The organism is Bacillus sp. FSL K6-0994 (assembly GCF_038630815.1).
In the GTDB taxonomy this organism is placed as follows: Bacteria; Bacillota; Bacilli; order Bacillales; family Bacillaceae; genus Bacillus; species Bacillus safensis.
The window spans coordinates 3,005,697-3,026,555 of record NZ_CP152043.1; the positions used below are offsets into that span (position 1 = coordinate 3,005,697).

Annotated in this window: 20 protein-coding genes; 4 read left to right on the forward strand and 16 right to left on the reverse strand. The window is 41.9% G+C overall.

Translation table 11 applies throughout. From position 1 onward, the window contains the following. Positions 1-77 precede the first annotated feature (77 nt). On the reverse strand, positions 78-245 hold the full coding sequence (locus MHB69_RS15800) for a YvzF family protein (RefSeq protein WP_003213147.1): 168 nt from the start codon (positions 243-245) through the stop codon (positions 78-80). 112 nt (positions 246-357) lie between these two features. Here MHB69_RS15800 and MHB69_RS15805 point away from each other — a divergent pair, with 112 nt between their 5' ends. The 4 genes from MHB69_RS15805 to MHB69_RS15820 are packed head-to-tail and all read left to right on the forward strand — an operon-like array spanning position 358 to position 4,387. Continuing rightward, on the forward strand, positions 358-1,782 hold the full coding sequence (locus MHB69_RS15805) for a spore germination protein (protein WP_065215188.1): 1,425 nt from the start codon (positions 358-360) through the stop codon (positions 1,780-1,782). Next, entirely contained in the window at positions 1,769-2,863 is a 1,095-nt protein-coding gene (locus MHB69_RS15810; RefSeq protein WP_061110063.1) for an endospore germination permease, read from the forward strand. The genes MHB69_RS15805 and MHB69_RS15810 overlap by 14 nt, the downstream gene beginning before the upstream one ends. Further along, positions 2,860-3,981 carry a Ger(x)C family spore germination protein gene (locus MHB69_RS15815; protein ID WP_144496375.1) on the forward strand — a complete coding sequence of 374 codons (1,122 nt, stop codon included), beginning with the start codon at positions 2,860-2,862 and terminating at the stop codon, positions 3,979-3,981. The genes MHB69_RS15810 and MHB69_RS15815 overlap by 4 nt, the downstream gene beginning before the upstream one ends. Before the next feature lie 37 nt (positions 3,982-4,018). Further along, on the forward strand, positions 4,019-4,387 hold the full coding sequence (locus MHB69_RS15820) for a hypothetical protein (protein ID WP_034280872.1): 369 nt from the start codon (positions 4,019-4,021) through the stop codon (positions 4,385-4,387). Positions 4,388-4,429: 42 nt separating this feature from the next. Here the strand turns inward: MHB69_RS15820 and MHB69_RS15825 are convergent, their stop codons facing one another. From MHB69_RS15825 to uxaC, 15 genes are all read right to left on the reverse strand, one after another. Then, a complete protein-coding gene (locus tag MHB69_RS15825; RefSeq protein ID WP_024423423.1) occupies positions 4,430-5,065 on the reverse strand; it encodes a response regulator transcription factor in 636 nt (211 codons plus the stop codon). Next, the gene (gene liaS / locus MHB69_RS15830; RefSeq protein ID WP_034280874.1) at positions 5,062-6,126 is read right to left on the reverse strand and encodes a two-component system sensor histidine kinase LiaS; all 1,065 of its coding nucleotides are present in this window, start codon (positions 6,124-6,126) and stop codon (positions 5,062-5,064) included. Before liaS ends, MHB69_RS15825 begins: the two co-directional genes overlap by 4 nt. Further along, positions 6,123-6,914 (reverse strand): cell wall-active antibiotics response protein LiaF, encoded by a 792-nt coding sequence (liaF, locus tag MHB69_RS15835; RefSeq protein WP_170825847.1) that lies wholly within the window; start codon positions 6,912-6,914, stop codon positions 6,123-6,125. The genes liaS and liaF overlap by 4 nt, the downstream gene beginning before the upstream one ends. A gap of 3 nt (positions 6,915-6,917) precedes the next feature. Further along, a complete protein-coding gene (locus MHB69_RS15840) occupies positions 6,918-7,787 on the reverse strand; it encodes a DUF4097 domain-containing protein (protein ID WP_217008748.1) in 870 nt (289 codons plus the stop codon). A 104-nt stretch (positions 7,788-7,891) separates the two neighbouring features. Beyond that, positions 7,892-8,560, reverse strand: a complete 669-nt coding sequence (locus MHB69_RS15845; protein ID WP_024423427.1) for a PspA/IM30 family protein — start codon at positions 8,558-8,560, stop codon at positions 7,892-7,894. A 15-nt stretch (positions 8,561-8,575) separates the two neighbouring features. Further along, positions 8,576-8,968: a membrane protein gene (locus MHB69_RS15850; protein ID WP_041115718.1), complete on the reverse strand. Its 393-nt coding sequence runs from the start codon at positions 8,966-8,968 to the stop codon at positions 8,576-8,578. A gap of 345 nt (positions 8,969-9,313) precedes the next feature. Continuing rightward, on the reverse strand, positions 9,314-9,883 hold the full coding sequence (locus MHB69_RS15855; protein ID WP_061110065.1) for a cob(I)yrinic acid a,c-diamide adenosyltransferase: 570 nt from the start codon (positions 9,881-9,883) through the stop codon (positions 9,314-9,316). A gap of 496 nt (positions 9,884-10,379) precedes the next feature. After that, positions 10,380-11,666, reverse strand: a complete 1,287-nt coding sequence (locus MHB69_RS15860) for a heme ABC transporter ATP-binding protein (protein ID WP_342495765.1) — start codon at positions 11,664-11,666, stop codon at positions 10,380-10,382. Continuing rightward, positions 11,663-12,721, reverse strand: coding sequence for an iron ABC transporter permease (locus MHB69_RS15865; protein ID WP_070326018.1), 1,059 nt, complete (start codon positions 12,719-12,721; stop codon positions 11,663-11,665). The genes MHB69_RS15860 and MHB69_RS15865 overlap by 4 nt, the downstream gene beginning before the upstream one ends. Continuing rightward, entirely contained in the window at positions 12,687-13,637 is a 951-nt protein-coding gene (locus MHB69_RS15870) for an ABC transporter substrate-binding protein (RefSeq protein ID WP_061110076.1), read from the reverse strand. The genes MHB69_RS15865 and MHB69_RS15870 overlap by 35 nt, the downstream gene beginning before the upstream one ends. Positions 13,638-13,784: 147 nt before the next feature. Continuing rightward, a complete protein-coding gene (locus MHB69_RS15875; RefSeq protein ID WP_061110077.1) occupies positions 13,785-15,200 on the reverse strand; it encodes a glycoside hydrolase family 28 protein in 1,416 nt (471 codons plus the stop codon). Positions 15,201-15,220: 20 nt separating this feature from the next. Next, positions 15,221-16,714: an altronate dehydratase family protein gene (locus MHB69_RS15880; RefSeq protein ID WP_061110078.1), complete on the reverse strand. Its 1,494-nt coding sequence runs from the start codon at positions 16,712-16,714 to the stop codon at positions 15,221-15,223. Further along, positions 16,711-18,168, reverse strand: a complete 1,458-nt coding sequence (locus tag MHB69_RS15885; protein WP_061110079.1) for a tagaturonate reductase — start codon at positions 18,166-18,168, stop codon at positions 16,711-16,713. The genes MHB69_RS15880 and MHB69_RS15885 overlap by 4 nt, the downstream gene beginning before the upstream one ends. Positions 18,169-18,226: 58 nt before the next feature. After that, entirely contained in the window at positions 18,227-19,237 is a 1,011-nt protein-coding gene (locus tag MHB69_RS15890; RefSeq protein WP_034280892.1) for a LacI family DNA-binding transcriptional regulator, read from the reverse strand. A gap of 57 nt (positions 19,238-19,294) precedes the next feature. After that, entirely contained in the window at positions 19,295-20,734 is a 1,440-nt protein-coding gene (gene uxaC / locus MHB69_RS15895; RefSeq protein ID WP_041115693.1) for a glucuronate isomerase, read from the reverse strand. Between the last annotated feature and the right edge of the window lie 125 nt (positions 20,735-20,859).

Consider the following 20,859-nt stretch of genomic DNA (forward strand, 5'->3'; position numbering starts at 1 on the left):
CATAGCTTCTCATCACTCAACTCTATTCTATACAAAAAACGAAAATCCTTTAAGCGTTTTCAATTAAAATTTTATCTTTATTTTAATTTTAGTTCAATATAAACGCGAACATCCTTCGAATATTTATATTTTGGGTTCGTTTTTCCGTAATCCTTTGATGTATAGGTCACCTCATAATGCTTGTCAAACGACTGTAGAATACGGTCGATCTCCTCTTTTGTTCCTGCTAAACGAATCTGTGCCATCTTGTTTCCTCCAAAACCCTCATTCTTTCTTTTACCACAAAATAATGTAACACAGAATATTGTTTTTTCAAGCAGGTAATGCTAAGAAAAAGATTTGAGGCGGGTGATCCAAATGAACCAAACTCCATTAAAAGAGCACTTATACGATAATCTCTCCGTCATCCTTCCACAATTAAAAGAAATGGACGATTTGGTCCATGAGAAAAAAACACTGCCTCACGGACAGGTGGTTTACTATTTATACATAAAAGAAATGAACGAAACGATGGAGATTCAAACCTTTTTAAAGCTGCTTCTCCAAGATCATACGTCTCTCACAAAAGAGAAGCTGGAATCCAATTTATCGATGATGACCACCCGTTCGGTGAAGACCTCCGAGGAATTGGTCGATGCGATTTTTGAAGGGCATTGTGTGGTACTGATTAACGGATTTCAGCATGCGTATATTTTAGAAACGCATGGAACGAAGAAACGCAGTATAGGTGATGCTACCTCTGAAACAATTGTGAGAGGTCCGAAAATTGGCTTTATTGAAGATTTAGATACGAACTTAGCTCTTGTGAGACAGCGCTTGAAAAACCCCAATCTTAAAACCGTCGACATGAAAATTGGTCAAAAAAAGTACACCCAAGTGACCATCATGTACATTGACGGTATGGCTCAATCGTCTGTTTTAAAAGAAGTGAAAAAAAGGCTCAAACAGGTCACGATTGATGATATACAAGATTCTGGTGTTCTTGAGGAACTGATTGAGGACAATGTGTACTCGCCTTTCCCGCAAATCCAAAACACAGAACGGCCGGATAAAGTGGCATCTGCTTTAAATAATGGACGTGTCGCCATTTTTGTTGATCATTCACCTTTTGTGTTAATTGTACCTGCTTCTCTCGCGACGATTATGCAATCACCTGATGATTATTATGAAAGGTGGATCGCCGCCTCTCTCATTCGTATGCTGCGGTTTACCTCTATCTTTCTGACATTATTTTTATCAGCCATTTATATTGCGCTTGTGTCCTTCCATCAAGGACTTTTACCAACAACACTGGCTATTTCGATCTCAAGTACAAGAGAAAATGTCCCCTTTCCGCCTATTGTGGAGGCACTCATCATGGAGATAACGATTGAGCTGCTGCGGGAAGCTGGTTTAAGGCTGCCAAATCCGCTCGGTCAAACGATTGGACTTGTAGGCGGAGTCGTCATTGGGCAGGCGGCCGTTCAGGCTCATATTGTGAGCTCGATTATGGTGATAATCGTCAGTGTGATTGCCCTTGCTTCCTTTACTGTGCCTCAATACGGGATGGGCATGTCGTTTCGCGTGCTCCGCTTTGTGTCCATGTTTACGGCAGCTACTTTGGGTTTATATGGGATTGTGCTGTTCATGCTCGTTCTCCTTACCCATTTAACACGGCAAAAAAGTTTTGGTACGCCTTATTTTTCGCCAGACTTTGTGTTCAGCTATAAAAATGAAGACAATTCCATCATTCGATTGCCTTTGAAAAATCAAAAGAAAGGAGAACGATATGGTCAATCATAAAGAGTCGATCACCAGCTATCAGGCAAGTACCATTATTGCCAATACAACATTAGGTGCAAGTATGATGATTCTGCCCAGAGCAATGGCACAGGCTGCAACTACACCTGATGGCTGGATTGCACTCTTACTCATGAGCGTCATTTACATTGTATTTATTTTTGTGAATGTCCTTATGATGAAAAAAGTCCCCTTCTCCTCTTACTATGATTATACAAATGAGGGGCTTGGAAAGTGGATTGGTGCTCTTGCTAACCTGCTCATTATTGTTTATTTTCTTGGCGTTGCCAGCTATGAAGTACGGGCTATGTCAGAAATGGTGAAGTTCTTTCTGCTTCAAAACACACCTGTAGCGGTGACAATGATCAGCTTTATTTTGGTTGGTCTTTATCTCGTAGTCGGCGGGATTGGTGATTTTGCCAGACTGTGCCCTTTTTTCCTCATTGTGACCTTGATTATCTTATTTGTTGCATATGGACTCAGTGTTCAAGAATTTAAGTTAGATAACCTCCGGCCTGTTTTAGGAGAGGGATTCTCCCCTGTCTTCAAATCCCTTAACGCATCAGCCATTTCGTTTGTCGGCATTGAAATGATGCTGTTTATGCCTGTCTATATGAACACGCAAAAACACACCTTTGCTTATGGCGCAATCGGCTTTTTGATTCCTGCGATCATCTATATTTTCACCTATATTCTTGTCGTTGGTGCGTTCACCGTGAAAGAAACTGCGACGTTGACTTGGCCGACGATTGCTTTATTTCAATCGTTCGATATACAGGGGATTTTTATTGAGCGAATTGAATCTTTTTTGCTTATCGTTTGGCTTGTTCAGCTTTATACGAGCTTTGTAGGATATACGTTTTTTGCTGCAATGGGGGTATCCAAACTAACAAAATTACCAAAAAAGATCGTGCTCGCGTTGATGGGAATTGTCATCTACTTTGCCGCCGTTTTCCCAAAGGATGTTGATACAGTGCGTGATTATTTAACCTATGTGAACCATTTATTTTTCCTTTTATTCGGCATCCTCCCGTTTCTCTTATTTATCATCGTGTTTTTTAAAAGGAGGCGGAAAGCAGCATGAAAAAAAAGGCGGCCTTTGCATACCTGGCCCTTGTTCTATTAAGTGGATGCTGGGATAGTACCAATATTGAGGAGCTCAACATGGCGATTGGTTTTGGCTTAGATAAAGGAGATGACGGTCATAAGCTTAAAATATCTATGCAAGTCCTTGTTCCTCAAAAAATTGAGCAAGAATCCAGCGTAAAAGACCCAACAAAGATTATTGAAACTAGTGGTGATTCCGTACATCAAATATTCCGAACAACAACGCTCAAGAGTCACCGGATTTTCGCCCAGCAGCTGAGGGTGTATTTATTTTCTGAGGAGCTCATCAATGAGAATAATTTCGACCTCGTCATTAATCAATTTATTCGCGACAATGAAACACGGAGAGGAAGCCTTGTCTTTATGACTTCTGAGAAGCCTGGGGACTTGCTGAAAATCAATGACGATGGACAGCCAGCTTCTTCTACATTATATGATATTTCTAGGAATACTAAATCGACTATACGTATGCTCAAGCCCGCTTCATTAGGAGATATTTCTTCTGCTATGCAAAACAACGTATCTTTTGCTGTTCCGAAAGTCGGTGTGGATCAAGGGAAATTAATGCTGGACGGAGCCTCTATTATAAAGAACAGACGATTTCTCACCAACATCTCTCCGTTAGCCGTGCAGTCGTATAACCTGTTGACCGGAGACGGAGAAGGCGGAGTCATTGAATTTGAATATGATCACAGCATCTATTCTTTTGAGATTTTTAAACTGAAACACAACATTGAAACGAATAAAACAGCCAGCGGAAAATATCAATTTAATGTGTCAGTGGCGCTTGAAGGAAGATTATCTGAGGATTGGAATGAGCGGGAAAATGCATTTAATGAAAAGTATCTCCAAGAGATTGAAGGTGTTGTGGAGCGTCGATTAGAGAAAAACGTAAAAGATTTCATTGGGGAATTACAGAATGAGATCAAAGCAGATATTTGCGGGTTTTATCAAAAAGCGAGTATTGCGTATCCGAAGGACTTTCGAAAAGAAGCGAAGCATTGGGATGAAATATTTAGTGAATCGGACATTCGTTACAAAGCAAATGTGAAAATCCGTGACTTCGGGACTAAGGGCGCAACACAATCTTTATAGAGTATGTTAAAATGGTAAGAAAAAAAGGGTGTCAATCATGAAACGAGCTTTACTTTCGGCCGGCATTCTATTTTTGATTCTGGGGATACTTCTGTTAATCGTTGTATTCACGCAATCAAAAGAAGATTTCTTCATTGAAGCCGACAGCTTTTCAAGCACATTTTTGATCGTGGTTTATTATGGACAAACCCCTGCGCTCCTTCTGTTGGGAGGCGGATTATTCGTCGGACTTTCACAGATCATTGATTTGCAGGAAAAAAAAGCGGCAGCAGCAAAGGAGAGCGTAAAGCTTTTATCCGAAATGAAGAAAACCCTGGAAGAAAAACCGGCCAAGGAGCAGGAGGCTTTTCCAGTTCCTGAGCTCCATCAACTATCCGAACGTCCGATCACAGGACAGAAGGACTAATTTTACGCATGTTCTAGCAGCTTTCACTTGAAAGCTGTTTTTTTATTGAATCAGCTTATGACGGTGCGCATACACAGCCGCCTGCGTTCGATCTTCCACATCAAGTTTGGAAAGAATGTTGGTAATATGGGTCTTCACCGTTTTAATTGTAATAAATAATTCCTCGGCAATGACCTTATTCGATTTCCCATCCGCAATCAGCTTCAAGATCTCCATTTCTCTTGCCGTTAATGAATCGTGAAGGATGGACCCATTTGATGAATGACGGAGTTTATTCATGACCTTTCCAGCCACTTTTGATTCAAGTCTTGGTTCGCCGATACTTGCAGATCTGATGGCATCAGCAATTTCTCCTGCCTTGGATGTTTTTAATAAATAGCTTAAAGCACCCGCCTCAATCACTGGATAGACTTTATCATCGTCAATAAAGCTCGTCAGAACGATAATCTTGGCATCTTCAATTTCCTGACAAATTCTTTTCGTTGCTTCGATGCCATCCATCCCCTCCATGACAAGATCCATTAAAATCACATCTGGCTTTAATTCAACGGCTAGCTCTACACCTTTTTGTCCATCTGACGCTTCACCAATGACTTCAATATCAGCCTGCGCCTCTAAAAAGGCCGCAAGACCCATTCTCACCATTTCGTGATCGTCGATTAAAAGCACTCGAATCATCGAACGTTCTCTCCTTTTCCTTCATCAAAAATGGGAACCTTCACATCAATTTGTGTGCCTTTTCCCTCAAATGACATAATCTCTGCGACACCGCCTACTTCACTTGTTCTCTCTCGAATCGATTCAAGTCCGTAGGAGGCTGTCTTCACATGGTCTGTTTGAAAGCCGATACCATTATCAATAATCTTTAGCTGCACTTGCCGGTTTCTTATGAGCAGGCGCACAGTTACCTTTGTCGCCTTTGCATGCCTAAATACATTAGACAGGGCTTCTTGCACAATTCGGAAGAGGTGGTCCTCTACTCCTTTAGATAACGGAACATCATCTTCGATTTCCCAATCAATATCAATCGGCTGCTTTGCTTGAAATTCATTTAGCAGCTCAATTAAGCCTTTTTTCAGGTCTTTTCCTTCTAGCGTGATCGGTCTTAGATGAAGCAGAAGAGCACGCATCTCATTTTGTGCATCGCCAGCCATTCGTTCGACAAGCTGCATTTGCTTTAATATCTTTTCATCCTTTTCCTTCATGCCTTCAAGAATAGCTGAAGTCATCATCGAAATCGCAAATAACTGCTGACTGACCGCATCATGGAGCTCTCGTGCAAGCCGCTGCCGCTCTTCTGAGACGACCGATTTCTTCATTTGAACCTGCCATTCAGCCCGTTCATTTGAAAGCTTTTGCAAAGAGGCTACTTGCCCTTCCACCCGCTTCGCCATTTCATTTAATTGATCGGCGGCTAAGCCAATTTCATCGTCGCCAAGAGACGGCAGTCTGTATGCAAAGTTTCCATTTTCAAATTTCAAAATCGACTCTACAAGCTGATCGAGGCGCTTCTTATGCTGATAGCCAAATACACTCCCGGCAGAAATCCCAATCGCAAGACTAACGATGAGTAAAATACAAAAAAACGGTATGCCAAACCAGCGGGTAGAAAGCAGGATCATCGGATCAAGCTGATAATAAAAAAACATCGGCAGTGTCGTCATCGTCACAACACCGAGCGAGATACCGACGCCAAGACGAACAGATTGCCACTGGAGGCCTAAATGGAATTTCCTCATAAGTATCTCACATCCACATCTCCGATCAATAGAGAGATGGAGATTTTCACTTTTCGTTTGCTCTCATCGTAATCGTTGGTCATCACGTACACTTTACTGCCGAACCCGCTTCTTTTTTCATCTATGATTTTCATATCACCAATCGCGGCGGAAGCACTCACACATACTTCAATATCCTGCGGTACGTAAATATCCACATCTCCGATCAGCCCGCTAATCACGATCGTACTCTCTTCTTCTGCGATGATCGCCTTTGATAAATCGATTTTAACATCGCCAATAAAACCTGAAATCGTCAAATCACTTAATTGAAACGGCTTTTTCATCAGCCTGACTTCACCGATAAAAAAGTCATGCTCTTTGCGCGGCTTTGTCTGGCTTTTTGTTTTCTTCTGATCGTCCTTTTTTTCAAGATTGACTTTCAGTGAAGGCTTCCCATCGTCTGATGTTTCCTTTTTATCGACATCAAAAACAGGTTTATTTTTCAATAAGCGATAGCCGGCATAAATCAAAAAGGCCGCAAATAAGTAACCTGTTAAACTAAATGTAATATTGAGCAGAAATTTTAAGAAGAGAAAGCCGGCAAAAATATAGGAAACTGAACCGAGCCAACGTTTGGATCGTGAGTGCAGCCAATAACCCGCCAGCGCAAAAAACACAGGCCAAAACAAATCTGCTCCGATCCCAATAATTTTGAGAAATAAATTAATACCAAATATCACGACAATGATGCCTAAAATTTGATTCCTTGTAAAACGCAGTTGACTCGCCTCCTTCCTTTCTTTCATTCATTACCGCAGCTTGAGGTTACCACTTGTCATTTCAATATCGACTAAATGTGTCCCTTTCCCCCGCGTACCTGTAAAGCCTCGACCTTCACTATCCACTTGATCAAAGTCATACGAGTGATCGACGCTTCCACTTGTTTTTTTCACCTGAACGTTGAAATCTCCGTCATCTGGCAAATTAAATTTCGCGCTCCCTGATGTCATATGAAAGGAGACAGGTGACTCAATTGTATCAAAACTTGCTGTCAACCGGCCGCTTGTCATGCCCAATTGCAGCTCGCCTTTGACATCATTAATATCGGCACGCCCTGAAGTTGCCCCAATATCACTATCCTTCGCATCGATGTGCGACACTGCCAGCCTGCCAGAGGTTGCTTTGATTTCCACATTTTTGGCTGAGAAATTCTGAGCTGTGAGGTTTCCGCTCGTTGATTTGAGTATCACATCTTGAAGGGACAGCTTTCCTTCTCCGTTCATCTCGCTGACTCCGCTTCCACCCGTAATCTTCACATTTTTATGATAATCTGTTGGAATTTTAACTAAAAGCTCTCCTTTTTCAAATTGAGTGAAAAACAAGAAGCTTTTATTTTCAGCGCGAATTTTAAAGGTACCGCCTGTTTGCTCCGCATACATTTTCCCTTTTCCATTGAGAGCAGTCACGGAAATATCGGAACGATTTTCAGGTTTTACCTTCACGCGAAACCCAGAAAGAGAAATATCTAATTGATCAATCTCCTCTTTTTTCGCTGAAGCTTTTGTCACTGGTTTTTCACGGGAAAAACTTAAATGAAAGAGATCTTCATTTTTGAAAAGCATGCCAATCATTAAAAAGATACCTACAAGTATACAAATTAGACCGATTAATCGCTTCATTCATACCATCCCTTTATCTTCTGACCTTTTCATTATAAGGAAAAGCGAAACAGAAAGAAATCAAATATCGGAAGAAAAAGCCTGCTTTTCTTCCGATGTGATCTCTATACGTTTGCTTGCTGTTGTTCAGGCTTTTTCTCGAGCTTCAGCTTCTGCCATTCTTTTTCAACCTCGTCGGCATAATCTAAATGAGCATATGCACCTTGATCCGCAAATTGTGCATAGCTGCCTGCTTTTGTTTCCATTTCTTCAATACGGTTCTCCATTCGGAGAAACTCTTTATATGCACTTTCACTGTCTACTTTATTGATGGAATCATTCATATGCTGCTTTGCCTGTGCGGCATTGGCTCTTGCAATCAGTGCCTGCTTCTTGTCTTTTATATCACGCAGCTTCGTTTCTAAGTGCTGCAATTGCTCTTTCAGCTCTTTCAATTGTTTCACAGATTGCTGGTAGGCTTCCTGATATTCGTTGTGCTTTTCTTCAAAATACTTCATTTCTGTGAGCGCTTTTCGTGCAAGCTCCTCTTCTCCCGCATGATATGCCAGCTCGGCCTGCTTCTTTCGCTTTTCAGCAAATGCTTCCGTCTCTTCTGCTTTGCGCAGGAAGCCTTGCTGAATCGTTTGCTGTTTGATGATGGCATGTTTCGCTTTCGCAACATCATCCTCCATATCACGAACGTATTGATTCAGCATGACACGCGGATTCTCCAATTTATCTAAGCCTTCATTGACAGTTGCAACAAACATATCTCTTACTCTTCTTAATACCATTTGATGTTCCTCCTTTTATTTTTTCTTTAAAAAGTCTTCCCATTCTTGATCAAAAGACGTGTGAAGCGGTTCTTCCGTATTAGGTGCCGTGTTTGGCTCCATATATGCTCTGCTTGATGATTTTTTGGTAGATTCACCATTGATCATCGACCAGCCAAAATAAAGAAGTACCCCTGCAAATGCGATGCCAAGTATAAACGGCAAAAATTGCACGACGATCAATACACCAATGACTGCTAGAATGACACCTAAGGTTTTACTGCCTTTTTCGTATTTTTTAACACCTACATAGATGAGGCCTGCCCCAATCAAAACCGGGATCAGTCCACCAAATGAACCACCAAAGAAGATGGATAAACCGACAAACAATAAAATTGAACCGATAATGGTTTTACTTGTTATTTTCATCTTCATGCCTCCTTTCTTGCTCCTTGCTTTAACTATAGTCAAAAAAGAAAGCCGGCAAAACGTGTCACAGATTGATCTTTGATTGCGACTAGAGTCGTAACAATGCTCAGACTGAGCGGCAGAACCTAACAAAAAAGCACTCTTCTATTTGAAGAGTGCTCAGATTGTTGACCAAGGGCTATTGGTCTTCTTTTTTCAGTGTGATAGAAAACCTTTGCAGTCTAGGAAGGACGAGTACCGGAGCGGAGCGAATTGAACATTCGTGAGCACCGGAGCGCAGACCTGACAAAGAATGCGAGGGTTTGTCTACACGCTGGGCACTCTTCTATTTGAAGAGTGCTTTCCTTATTTAGAACGAAACACGTCGGCACTTCGTTCATATTCAACATCAGCTTCACCAAGCCGATGATTCACGATTCGGGCGGCTGCAAATAAATAATCGGATAGACGGTTTACGTATGTGAGCGCAACAGCTGGAATCTCCTCCTGTTTCGCAAGCGTCACAATATGCCTCTCGGCTCTTCTGACGACTGTCCGCGCCACATGTAAGAGAGCAGCGCCTTCCTGACCACCCGGTAAAATAAACTTGGTGAGCGGCGCGGCCTCTTCTACATAGACATCCATCCTTTTCTCAAGGGCTGTCACAGAGGCTTCTGTTAATTTGCCTTCTTTACGTGGTTTGACTGCTGCCAAATCACCGCCACAGTCAAACAGCTCATGCTGAATAACAATCAGCTCTGACAAAAGGTCCTGAAACAATTCGCCATGCTGCCGTAATTTTGCATGCGCGAGTCCAATAAAGCTATTCGCCTCATCTAGCGTTCCATACGCCTCTACTCTCACATCATCTTTATCAGCTCTTCCGCCGATCAGGCCTGTTTGACCCTGATCCCCGGTTTTCGTATAAAGTTTCAACGGTTTGCCCCCTTTTCTACTGCTTTGTCCTTTTAGTATAACCCGAACTAAATAGGATGCAGTTGTTTTACTAAAACATGGTGAAAGAATGTCATCAATGAAAGAGAAAAGTGAACCATTTGTTAAATTAAGATATTAAATAATAGGATAGATAGTCTCTTATGAAGGCCAACCATCCTTTTTATTTCCTTATAAAATAATGATTGAAGATATAGTATATAGTGTCTAAAATGTGATTAAGACTAAATGAAGGAGGATGGTATGAGTAAATTTAGTTTATTTAACAAATTTATGGTACAAGAAGGCGGAAAGGGCATTTCATCTAATTAAAATTCAACCGTCTTAGATATAGAATTAGAACTGGCTGTCATTGTGGCAGCTTTTTTTTTATTTAAAGCAAAGATTAAGAACTATTGTAAGGACTACACATTATAGATATGTGTAGTCCTTACAATATCAACTGTTTTACTCAACTAACCTAAATATAATTGTACATTCACTTTTGAATGTCTTTCAACGTTTGAAGAAGCCCGTGCACCTTTTGTCCTAATCTTTCGTGTAAAAGGTCAGCATCTTCCGTTTCATGCGTATTGGGTGTAGCAATACAAAGATGATGGATTGGAATGCTTGTTTCTTGCTTCATGATGTGCATAAGCTGCCCCATGAGCTGAACAGCTGCTCCGTCTGTTAAAGATCGTTTCAGGATAAGCCAAATGGCCAACTCTTCTTGCTGAAGCATGCCGTAAAGGATCATATCGTCTTCGGCGTCTTCTGCGGCAAATTGTGCTAATCCGTTAGCTTGCTCGAAAAACAGCATATCTTCAGATGACTCTAGCTGCTCATGAAGCGTCTTCTTTCCCGTTCCAATAGACCTTTTCCAAAAGAACCCGCCGTTTTTCTTATGTGAGGAAAGGATGCGAAGAGGCTGATTAATGGAAAACGTCATTCCTTCTGAGCTATAAGTCCTCCAGCCATCCGCTATGTTTACAATTGATGCTTTTGAAGGGGCTGCAGGCTCAACCATCAGCTGGGGGTTAGCCCTAAATGGATGCTGGAGCGGCGTCACATTTGTTTCATACACACGGTTGATTCGTTCAGTGGTCAAGACGTGATGCGGCAGTCCTAACATGTCTGTCTTTCCTTCATGTAGTAGCAGCAGGCGATCACAATATAAACTAGCAATGTTCACATCATGGAATACGCCAATGACCGTTAACTTAGAGGAAGTCGTTTCTTCTTTAATTAAATCAAGCAAATCTTTTTGATAGGCTAAATCAAGGAAACTCGTTGGTTCATCCAGCAATAAATATTCAGGCTGCTGCGCCAATGCCTGTGCTAAATATACACGCTGCTGTTCTCCTCCGCTTAACTCATGGATGGATTGATTCTTAAACTGTGCAACACCCGTTTGTTCCATTACTTTGCTGACGACCTGCACATCTTCTCGCGTGACAGATTGCAGCCACCCTTTTTGATATGGATAACGACCGAATTGGACGGTTTCTTCCACCGTAAATGAAAAAGCTTGGTCCGTTTTCTGCGGCAGAACTGCCATCTTTTGCGCAAGCGCCTTTGGCTGATAGGATTGAATAAGGTGACCGCCGAGACGCACCTCTCCGCTCATAGGTGCTAAAATCCCTGCCATCATTTTAAGAAGGGTCGTCTTACCGCTCCCGTTTGGACCGAGTATACCGAGAAATTCTCCTTGCTTCACTTCAAGATTAATGCCTCGAATGACCTCTTTCTCTCCATATCCACCTCTGATTTCCTTCACTTGAATCATACGTGCGTCCCCCCTCTATATTTACGAATGAGGATGATGCCAAATACAGGTGCACCAATTAACGCAGTAATGATGCCAATCGGTAATTCAGTCGGCTCAATGATGGTACGGGATAACACATCTGCTAATACAAGAAAGGAAGCACCGTTCAGCATAGATAAAGGCAGCAGATGCCGATGATCTGTGATAGTGAAGAGGCGGATAAAATGAGGAATCACAAGTCCTACAAAACCGATCGTCCCTGATACCGCTACTGCACTTCCGGTCAGGATCGAGCCCGCCAGCAGCACAATATATTTGCTCCTTTTCACATGTACACCTAATAGCTTTGCCTTCTCCTCGCCATACGTCATCACATTCAAATCTCGCCCCATCAACATTAACGCAAAGGTCCCAATAAGAAAGAAAGGAAGAAAAAGCAAAATATAACGCCAGCCCCTCATGGACACACTGCCAAGCAGCCAATGAATGATCTCTTTTAGATCATCACCTGTTAAAGCAATCATCAATGAAATGAGCGCACCCAAAAAAGAGCTGAAAATCACTCCTGTCAAAATTAAAGAAGAAATGCTCATCCCCCGATGAACAAGACGCGCAAAAAAGAGAACGAGGCAAAGGGTCACAAGCGCTGTTGTCATACTGAATAATGGCAGTGTGAAACTGCCAAAAAGCGGGAGCTGCAAGCTGAAAAACAGGGTCGCTACGGCTCCAACTGATGCCCCTTGAGATACCCCCAGCGTATAAGGGTCAGCGAGAGGATTTTTTAATAAACCTTGAAAAGCTGCACCAGATAACGCAAGTGCTGCTCCGACTAATGCCGCTAATATGACTCTTGGCAGCCGAATGTTCATCATAATATTGCGATCGATGGAATCAATGGTTCCAAACTGCACTCCGAATAGTTCATGAACAAATATACGAAGAATAGAAGGAATGGGAATCCCTAAGCTTCCAAAGGAGATTCCCATTCCAACGCTCATCACAAGAAGTAAAACACTTAGTGTATATGCGATGATCAATTTATTTGAACGTGTCAGGATAGACGTTTTTCGCAAGAGCCTCGACTCCTTCAACCAATCGCGGTCCCGGTCTTGATGCGAGATCCGTATTCAATTGAAAGACTTGTTTTTCTTTCACTGCTTTCATTGCATTCCAGCCGTCTCTTTTTTTCAAATCAGCTAAGCCTGATCCATCAATTGTAACGATGACATCAGGATTTCGCTTGATGATCGATTCTTCCGTCATTTGCACCCAGCCAGTTTGATCACCTGCAGCATTTTTGGCATGGATAACAGAAAGCATTTCATCCATAAATGTATTTTTACCAGTTGTATAGATTTCAGGTGCACCTGATACTTCAACAAAGACTGTTTTTTGCTTGTCTTTCGAAATCCCCTCTGCTTGTTTCTTGATGTCATTCAGCTTTGTTTTCATTTCGTCTACAAGCTTTGTTGATGCTTCTTTCACGCCGGCTGCTTCACCGATCATATTGATTGATTTGTACACATCCTTAAAGGATGTTGCATCATTTACAGTCAGCACTTGGATCCCTGCATTTTCAAGCTGTTTAAATCCATTTTTTGATCCCATCTGAGATGCATGTGCTAAGACAAGATCTGGCTTTAAGGAAATGACCTTCTCGACATTGAATTCAAGTCCGCCAATCTTCTCTACCTTTTCGACTTCCTTTGGATAATTGTCAAAGTCTGATCGTCCAACCATTTTATCTCCAAGACCGAGTGCATAAGCAATCTCCGTATTACTTGGAATTAACGAAACAATTCGTTTAGGCTGTTCTTTGATTTCGACTGTTTTGCCAGCTGCATCTTTTATCAATACGGGAAATGCCGCAGTGGCCGTTTCTTTATTTTGTGACCCTTTTGCTTTGTGATCTGTCTCAGCGCCTGCACATCCTGCTAAAACACCCATCACAAGCAATAACGATAGCCAAATAGCTGTTAACTTTTTCATGAGTAACCCCCTGGTTTATGTACTGCTTAACGAAATCTCTTTCGTCAATTCTTTTCTAATTTCGGGAATATTATACTACAGTGCAGATAGGTTGTATATGTGATTTCTAAAAGCGTCTTTTCTGTTCATAAAACAAAAAAACAGCCTCTAAAAAGACTGTTTTTCACTCTTCAATGAATTGATTTGTTCTCCATTGATGGCGACTTTCTCAAAAGCAGGAGAAACGGCATGCTCTAAAGATAATGGATACGCCACATCATCTATGACACAATCTTTCATTTTAAAGTGAGTCACAGGAGAATGTGCATATGCGGCTATTTTCACACCATATCGTCCGCCGCTGCTTTTGAGTCCTTCCACTTCAATATGACGTACAACAGGACGATGCGGACCAGCATCTCCTTCCTCATACATCATGTCGATACAGACCACTTCATGCTTTAGACTTTTGACTGTATTGTTTTTAAAATAAATATGTTCAATGGTGCCGCCTCTGACAGAGTTGGTTTTAATACGCAGTGCCCGGTCAAGGTTCGGACTGTCCATGACATTATTTTCTGCATAAACATACTTTACCCCGCCAGAGATCTCGCTCCCGATCGTCACACCGCCGTGTCCATCTCGCATCTCATTTCTACGAATGACAATGTTTTCAGATGGAATCCCTATTCTCCGTCCATCCTCGTTTCTGCCCGATTTGATGGCAATACAATCATCTCCGTTATCAAAATAACAATCTTCAATGAGCACATTCCGGCAAGATTCCGGATTGACACCATCTGTGTTTGGTCCATGCCCAATGATTTTAACGCCGCGGACGATGACGTTATCACTTAACACAGGATGAATTTGCCACATCGGTGAATCCTTCACTGTCACTCCTTCGATTAGCACATGCTGACATTGGTATGGCTGAATAAAGCTCGACCTTAAATAATGACCTTCTCCAAATACCCTTTCTTCTACCGGTATTCTCTTTTCCGCCATTTCAAACAAAAGCTGGCGATCCCGATCCTGAGAGGGCTGGCCATTTGTCCCATACTTCCAAGGCCACCAATGATGCTCATCCCCTCTGCCATCAAGGGTTCCGGCTCCAGTTATAGCGATGTTTTCTGCATGGTGTGCATAAATGAGAGGTGAATAATTATAAAGTTCAACCCCTTCATATCTTGTCAGTACAAGAGGCAAGTAATCCTTTGGGTCTTGGCTGAATGTCACATAGGCTTTCTCATGCAGATGAAGTTCTACATTGCTTTTCAATTCTAAAGCACCTGTCATAAATGTCCCTGCTGGGATCAGCACCCGTCCCCCTTTCAACCGGTGGGCATCATCAATGGCAGACTGAATAGCATTTGTAGAAAGCTCTTGCCCTTCCGCATCTGCTCCATAATGCACCACATTCAATTCACGATCTGGGAACTGCGGTGCTTTTATCTGCTTTAGCACTTGATCAATTCCGTTTACTTTTTTATCTTTCTTCCCTTGCTTTGCTAAACGAGCAATTCCAACTCCAGTTAGTACCGTTCCTGCTGCGATATACATCAAATCCCGTTTTTTAGACACGTACTCATCCCCCAGTCGCCTTAAAGTGTGACACCTGTTTTGAAAATAGCCAGCTCTCTAAAATTGTTTTTTTCATGATTTAACAGCTTCCCGCTCGCCACATCAATGACAGTTGAAATGAATTTTTCTAATACAACATCTTCCGGTACATCTTCAAGCAGTTCTCCGGCATTAAAGTCAATCCAGTGCTTTTTTGTTTCATATAAGGCTGTGTTGGTCGAGATTTTCATTGTTGGCACAAACGTACCAAAGGGTGTCCCCCTGCCTGTTGTAAAAAGCACCATTTGACAGCCAGAAGCAGCAAGTGCAGATGAAGCAACCAAATCATTACCAGGTGCACTTAATAGGTTCAATCCCTTTTGTTTCAGCAGCTCTCCATATTTCAATACATCTTTAATATCAGAAGTACCTGCTTTTTGTGTACAGCCAAGAGATTTATCCTCTAATGTCGAAATTCCACCTGCTTTATTTCCCGGGGAAGGATTTTCATATACCGGCTGTCGATGATCCATGAAGTATTGTTTAAAGTCATTGATCATTTGCACAATATTGTCGAAAGTCGCTTCTGATGCTGCTCTCTCCATTAAAATCGTTTCAGCACCAAACATTTCGGGCACTTCTGTCAGCACAGTCGTTCCGCCTTGCGCGACAAGAAAATCGGACAGTCTGCCTAAAAGCGGATTTGCGGTAATACCAGAGAATCCATCTGATCCTCCGCACTTCAAGCCAATTTTCAGCTCAGATAACGGAATGTCTTCACGATGATCTTCTTTCGCCGCATCATAAATTTCCTTGAGTAAAGCGACTCCCGTCTCAATCTCATCTCCTACTTCTTGGCTTCTTAAAAATTTCACTCTCGTACGGTCATATTCACCTAATGTGGACTGAAAATCTTCAATGTCATTGTTTTCACAGCCAAGTCCAAGAACGAGTACTCCTCCAGCATTAGGGTGCTTCACCGCATTTTGTAAAATGGTTTTGGTATTTTCATGATCGTCCCCAAGCTGTGAGCAGCCATAATTGTGCTTTAATACAAGGGCTGTTTCAAAAGGATGGATGTTTCCACCCATTTCAGCGGTGAATATTTGGATCATTTGATCGGCGATGCCATTCACGCATCCAACGGTAGGAACAATCCAAAGCTCATTGCGGATTCCGCTTCCGCCATTTTTTCGTTTATACCCTTTAAATGTAAGATTCGTTTTTTCATAGGGGTTTTCTGATAATGAAGGCTGGTATTCGTATTCCAGCTTGCCAGATAGATTGGTTTTGATATTATGCGTATGCACCCATTCTCCAGCAGAAATGGCAGTCACTGCATGACCAATGGGATAGCCATATTTGATAATATTCTCTCTTTGCTTGATTTCAGCCAATGCAAACTTATGACCTTTGGCGACGGTCTCTTTTAAGATAATCGTATGTCCTTGATGCTGCAGCTCCTCCCCTTGCTCAAGTCCTTTTAAAGCAATACCGACATTATCTGAAGGGTGGATGACAATAAAGTCTTTCATGCTTTCTCCCCCTGACTTTCATATTGATGAAGCATCATTCGATGAACAGCTGCTCTCATCCCATGCGTCTGTATGAGGGTAAGCTGATCAGCTACAGCTTGACTCAATCCATTTATATCTGTTAAATCTCTGCCCCATAATGACTCGCATGAAAGAATTTTCGCTGCAACTCCTTCATTAGAATGGTTTTCCTCGTCCCATGCTTCCTTCATGAGCGTTAGCACAGTTTCATCATCCTTTACCCTTCCTGCATGTGCTCTGTAGAAATAAATGAGACTGCTAAGTGAAAACACAAGTTTCATTGGCAGCTGTTTCTTTCGCTCGACATAATCAAGCAATGACGGAAGATTACGGGTTCGGAATTTGGATACCCCATTCAGCGCAATATCCAGCAATTGATGCTTTACAAATGGATTGCAAAAACGATCCCAAACGGATTGTGTATAAAGAAGAAGCTCATCTTCAGGGAGTTCAAGCCCTGGCAATACTTCCTCCTCCAGCATACGCCGGATGAACGGACCAACATGCTCATCATCCACAGCTTCCTTTACAGTTTCTAAACCGCATGAATAGGCAATCGGCACCATCGCCGTATGTGCACCATTTAAAATTCGTACCTTGCTCATACGATAAGGCGCAATATCCTCTACAAAAAGTACATTTAATCCTGCTTCTTGAAAGGGGAGCTCCTTTTTCACAAAAGCGGGCGCTTCAATGACAAAAAGATGATAATATTCTGCCGTGACAAGCAATTCGTCGATATACCCTTCTTCCTTTCGTACGATGTCAGCCGCTTTCTTAGAGAATCCAGGGACAATCCGGTCCACAAGCGTATTACAAAACGTGTTGGCTTCCTTAATCCATGTAAAAAACGCAGGCGGCAGTTCCCACTCAGCTGCCATACTGATCACATATTCCTTCAATCGATCACCATTTTGTTCAACCAATTCACAAGGCAGAATGATCAGTCCTTTCTGCTCATCTCCAGCAAATGCTTTAAACCTGTGATACAAGAACGCTGTCAGCTTTCCTGGAAAACTGGCTTGCGGCCGATCCTCCAAACGATCCTCCTTTCTGAGCACAAGTCCTGCCTCTGTCGTGTTTGAGAAAACAAAGCGGAGATCCGGGTTTTCCGCTACGTGTAAAAATTCCTCGTAATCCGTATACGTACTAATTCCTCTGCTAATCGATTGAATGATCATACGTTCATTCATTTCTTGCTGATCATGATATCCCTGAATACATAATGTATACAGGCCATCTTGTTCATTTAAGGCTGCTACCGATCCTTTTCGAGGAGGAACAACAACCGCTCTTCCTTTAAAATCTGTGCAGTCGTTCAGCTTCTGGATGTGCCAATTGATAAATCCTCGCATAAAATTTCCTTCACCAATCTGCAAAATCGTTTCCGGATACTCAGGTGCTGGGTATATGGCTTTTGATAATCGTTTCAAATGGATTCCCCTCTCCAAGTATTATGCACACGTGAACATTTATCTAAGAAGGTGCAGATTACTGCACCTTTTTGACTGAATCTCTGATCATCAGCTCTGTGTGGACATACACTTTTTCCATATGATCTTCTTCTTGCTCTTCACCGTTTATCACTGAAAGGATAGCTTCTGCTCCAAGTGCACACATTTTTTCAATCGGTTTTTTCACCGTTGTCAATGCAGGTGTGGTATAGGATGAAAAGGCAATATCATCAAAACCAATAATAGAAATATCACCTGGACACGTTTTGCCTTTTGCAAATAATGCATTCATTGCACCAATCGCCATGTCATCGTTTGAGCAAAAGAGCGCTGTTGGCGGATCATCAAGGGCCAGCAGCGATTCCATTGATTCATAGCCGCTTTTCATGTGATAGTCGCCTTTCATCATATATTCTTTCTTCATAGGTATTTGGTGATCAATTAACGCTTGCAGGAAACCAGCTTTTCTTTCTTGAGTTGATTTAAAGCCTTCTTTCCCTTCAATGATGGCGATTTGTTCATGACCTTGCTGAATGAAATGGTGTGCAGCCTGGTAAGCTCCTTGACTATCATCTGCTAATATATTCATGACCTCATGACTTTCTACACGGCGATTCAGCACAATGATGGGAATGCCCTGTTTCTTCACATGATGGATAAATGCTTCATCGTGTTCGCTTTGACTCATGAGCAAAATGCCATCGTAGCGTTGTTTATGAATGGTTGTGTAATCGTGAAAGTCGTCAATTCCTCTTACAAAGAGATTATAATACTCTGTCATGACGCTGTTGACACCTTTTAACGCATCCACAAAGAAGCTTGAAGATGTGCCTTCTGTTAAACTCGTAAAAAACAGACCAATTGTAAATGATTTTTGTGATACTAGGCCTCTCGCATGGACATTCGGTGAATAATTCAGCTGTTTTGCAATCGACAAAATCTTTTGTTTTGTCTTCTCTTTAATAAAAGGACTGTTATTCAAAGCCCTTGATACCGTGGTATGAGAGACGTTTGCCAATTTTGCTATGTCTTTAATTGTGACTGTCATGCTATTCCGCCTTTTATGATTTTTTACCATCTTATCATAAAACCGCTTTCATTTTCTTCATGTCATTTTGTTTGGGTGGTGCTTGAGCTGATTTGCCCGGTCAAATTGGAAATACTGCCTGGCATTTTCATAGCTGATTCCTTTCACGATTCCCCCTAACAGCTCAAGATCATAAGGGGCTTCTCCTTTTTCTACCCAATCTCCAATGATATCGCAAAGCAGTCTTCGAAAATATTCATGCCTTGTATACGACAAAAAGCTTCGTGAATCTGTCAGCATCCCAATGAAACGGCTGATCAGCCCAATACTGGATAGAGCCATCATCTGCTCTGTCATCCCTTGTTTCGTATCATTAAACCACCAAGCTGTGCCGTGCTGGATCTTCCCAGGTGTCGTCCCGTCTTGAAAGCTTCCAGCCAATGTGGAAATCACAACATGATCCCTAGGATTCAAGGAATAAAGAATGGTTTTTGGCAGTGCCTGTTCTTGTTCTAAACGGTCCAATATTCTGCAAAGCGGCTTGGCAATGTCTTCATCATTCATCGCATCATACCCTGTATCCGGCCCAAGCCGCTCAAACATTTTCGTATTGTTGTTCCTAAGCGCATTGATATGAAGCTGCATCGCCCAGCCCCGCTCATAGTAAGCCTGACCTAGCTTTATGAATGTTTGTGTTTTAAATTTGATCTTCTCTTTTTCCGTCAATGAATGCCCCGACATTTTTTTATAAAAGATGGCTTCCACTTCTTCTTCCGTCGTTTCTTCAAACGTCATTTCGTTAATGGCATGATCTGAGATCAGGCAGCCCTGTTCATGGAAAAAATCAATTCTTGTACGGAGTGCTTTCAAAAAGTCTTGGTAGGATTGGATTGGAGTAGATGAAGCCTCTGCCAGTTCGTGAACATACGCTGTAAATAGGTGATTCGTTATATCAAGTGCCTTATCAGGCCGAAATCCGGGCAGTACTTGCACAGTGAATCCTTCTTCCCGCAGTTTTTGATGATAGCAAAGCGAGTCGACTGGATCATCTGTTGTCACGACTGTTTCAACGTTCGATTTCACAATGAAATCTCTTGCACCAAACCCCTCTCCTTGCAGCTTTTCATTTACTTTTTGCCAGATGATGTGTGCGGTTTTTTCGTTTAAAAGTTCTTCAACTCCAAAATATCGTCTCAGCTCTAAATGAGTCCAGTGATAGAGCGGGTTTCCAATGGTCATGGGAACGGTCTTCGCCCACGCCAGAAATTTCTCATAGTCTGAGGCATCCCCTGTGACGTGCGATTCGGGTATGCCATTTGCTCTCATGGCACGCCATTTGTAATGATCTCCGTAAAGCCATGCTTCGGTGATATTATGGAAGGTTTTATTTTCATAGATTTCTTTGGGGCTTAAATGACAATGGTAATCTATAATTGGAAGGTCCTTAGCAAACTCATGGTATAGCTTTTCCGCCGTCTGACTGTTGAGTAAAAACTGTTCATCTAAAAAGGCTTTCATCAAACTCCCCCATTTCTCTTATAGATAAAAATAATTTGTTCACGTTAACAATTTTATTGTAATCGTTTACAAAATTGATTTCAATCCTAAAACAGGAAAAAACGATCTCCTTTAGAAAAGAAAAT

What these genes read in the sequence shown, in the direction of transcription:
- MHB69_RS15800 (WP_003213147.1), bottom strand. Translation starts at nt 245, where the DNA reads ATGGCACAGATTCGTTTAGCAGGAACAAAAGAGGAGATCGACCGTATT.
- MHB69_RS15805 (WP_065215188.1), top strand. Translation starts at nt 358, where the DNA reads ATGAACCAAACTCCATTAAAAGAGCACTTATACGATAATCTCTCCGTC.
- MHB69_RS15810 (WP_061110063.1), top strand. Translation starts at nt 1,769, where the DNA reads ATGGTCAATCATAAAGAGTCGATCACCAGCTATCAGGCAAGTACCATT.
- MHB69_RS15815 (WP_144496375.1), top strand. Translation starts at nt 2,860, where the DNA reads ATGAAAAAAAAGGCGGCCTTTGCATACCTGGCCCTTGTTCTATTAAGT.
- MHB69_RS15820 (WP_034280872.1), top strand. Translation starts at nt 4,019, where the DNA reads ATGAAACGAGCTTTACTTTCGGCCGGCATTCTATTTTTGATTCTGGGG.
- MHB69_RS15825 (WP_024423423.1), bottom strand. Translation starts at nt 5,065, where the DNA reads ATGATTCGAGTGCTTTTAATCGACGATCACGAAATGGTGAGAATGGGT.
- liaS (WP_034280874.1), bottom strand. Translation starts at nt 6,126, where the DNA reads ATGAGGAAATTCCATTTAGGCCTCCAGTGGCAATCTGTTCGTCTTGGC.
- liaF (WP_170825847.1), bottom strand. Translation starts at nt 6,914, where the DNA reads ATGAAAGAAAGGAAGGAGGCGAGTCAACTGCGTTTTACAAGGAATCAA.
- MHB69_RS15840 (WP_217008748.1), bottom strand. Translation starts at nt 7,787, where the DNA reads ATGAAGCGATTAATCGGTCTAATTTGTATACTTGTAGGTATCTTTTTA.
- MHB69_RS15845 (WP_024423427.1), bottom strand. Translation starts at nt 8,560, where the DNA reads ATGGTATTAAGAAGAGTAAGAGATATGTTTGTTGCAACTGTCAATGAA.
- MHB69_RS15850 (WP_041115718.1), bottom strand. Translation starts at nt 8,968, where the DNA reads ATGAAAATAACAAGTAAAACCATTATCGGTTCAATTTTATTGTTTGTC.
- MHB69_RS15860 (WP_342495765.1), bottom strand. Translation starts at nt 11,666, where the DNA reads ATGATTCAAGTGAAGGAAATCAGAGGTGGATATGGAGAGAAAGAGGTC.
- MHB69_RS15870 (WP_061110076.1), bottom strand. Translation starts at nt 13,637, where the DNA reads ATGAAAAAGTTAACAGCTATTTGGCTATCGTTATTGCTTGTGATGGGT.
- MHB69_RS15880 (WP_061110078.1), bottom strand. Translation starts at nt 16,714, where the DNA reads ATGAAAGACTTTATTGTCATCCACCCTTCAGATAATGTCGGTATTGCT.
- MHB69_RS15890 (WP_034280892.1), bottom strand. Translation starts at nt 19,237, where the DNA reads ATGACAGTCACAATTAAAGACATAGCAAAATTGGCAAACGTCTCTCAT.
- uxaC (WP_041115693.1), bottom strand. Translation starts at nt 20,734, where the DNA reads ATGAAAGCCTTTTTAGATGAACAGTTTTTACTCAACAGTCAGACGGCG.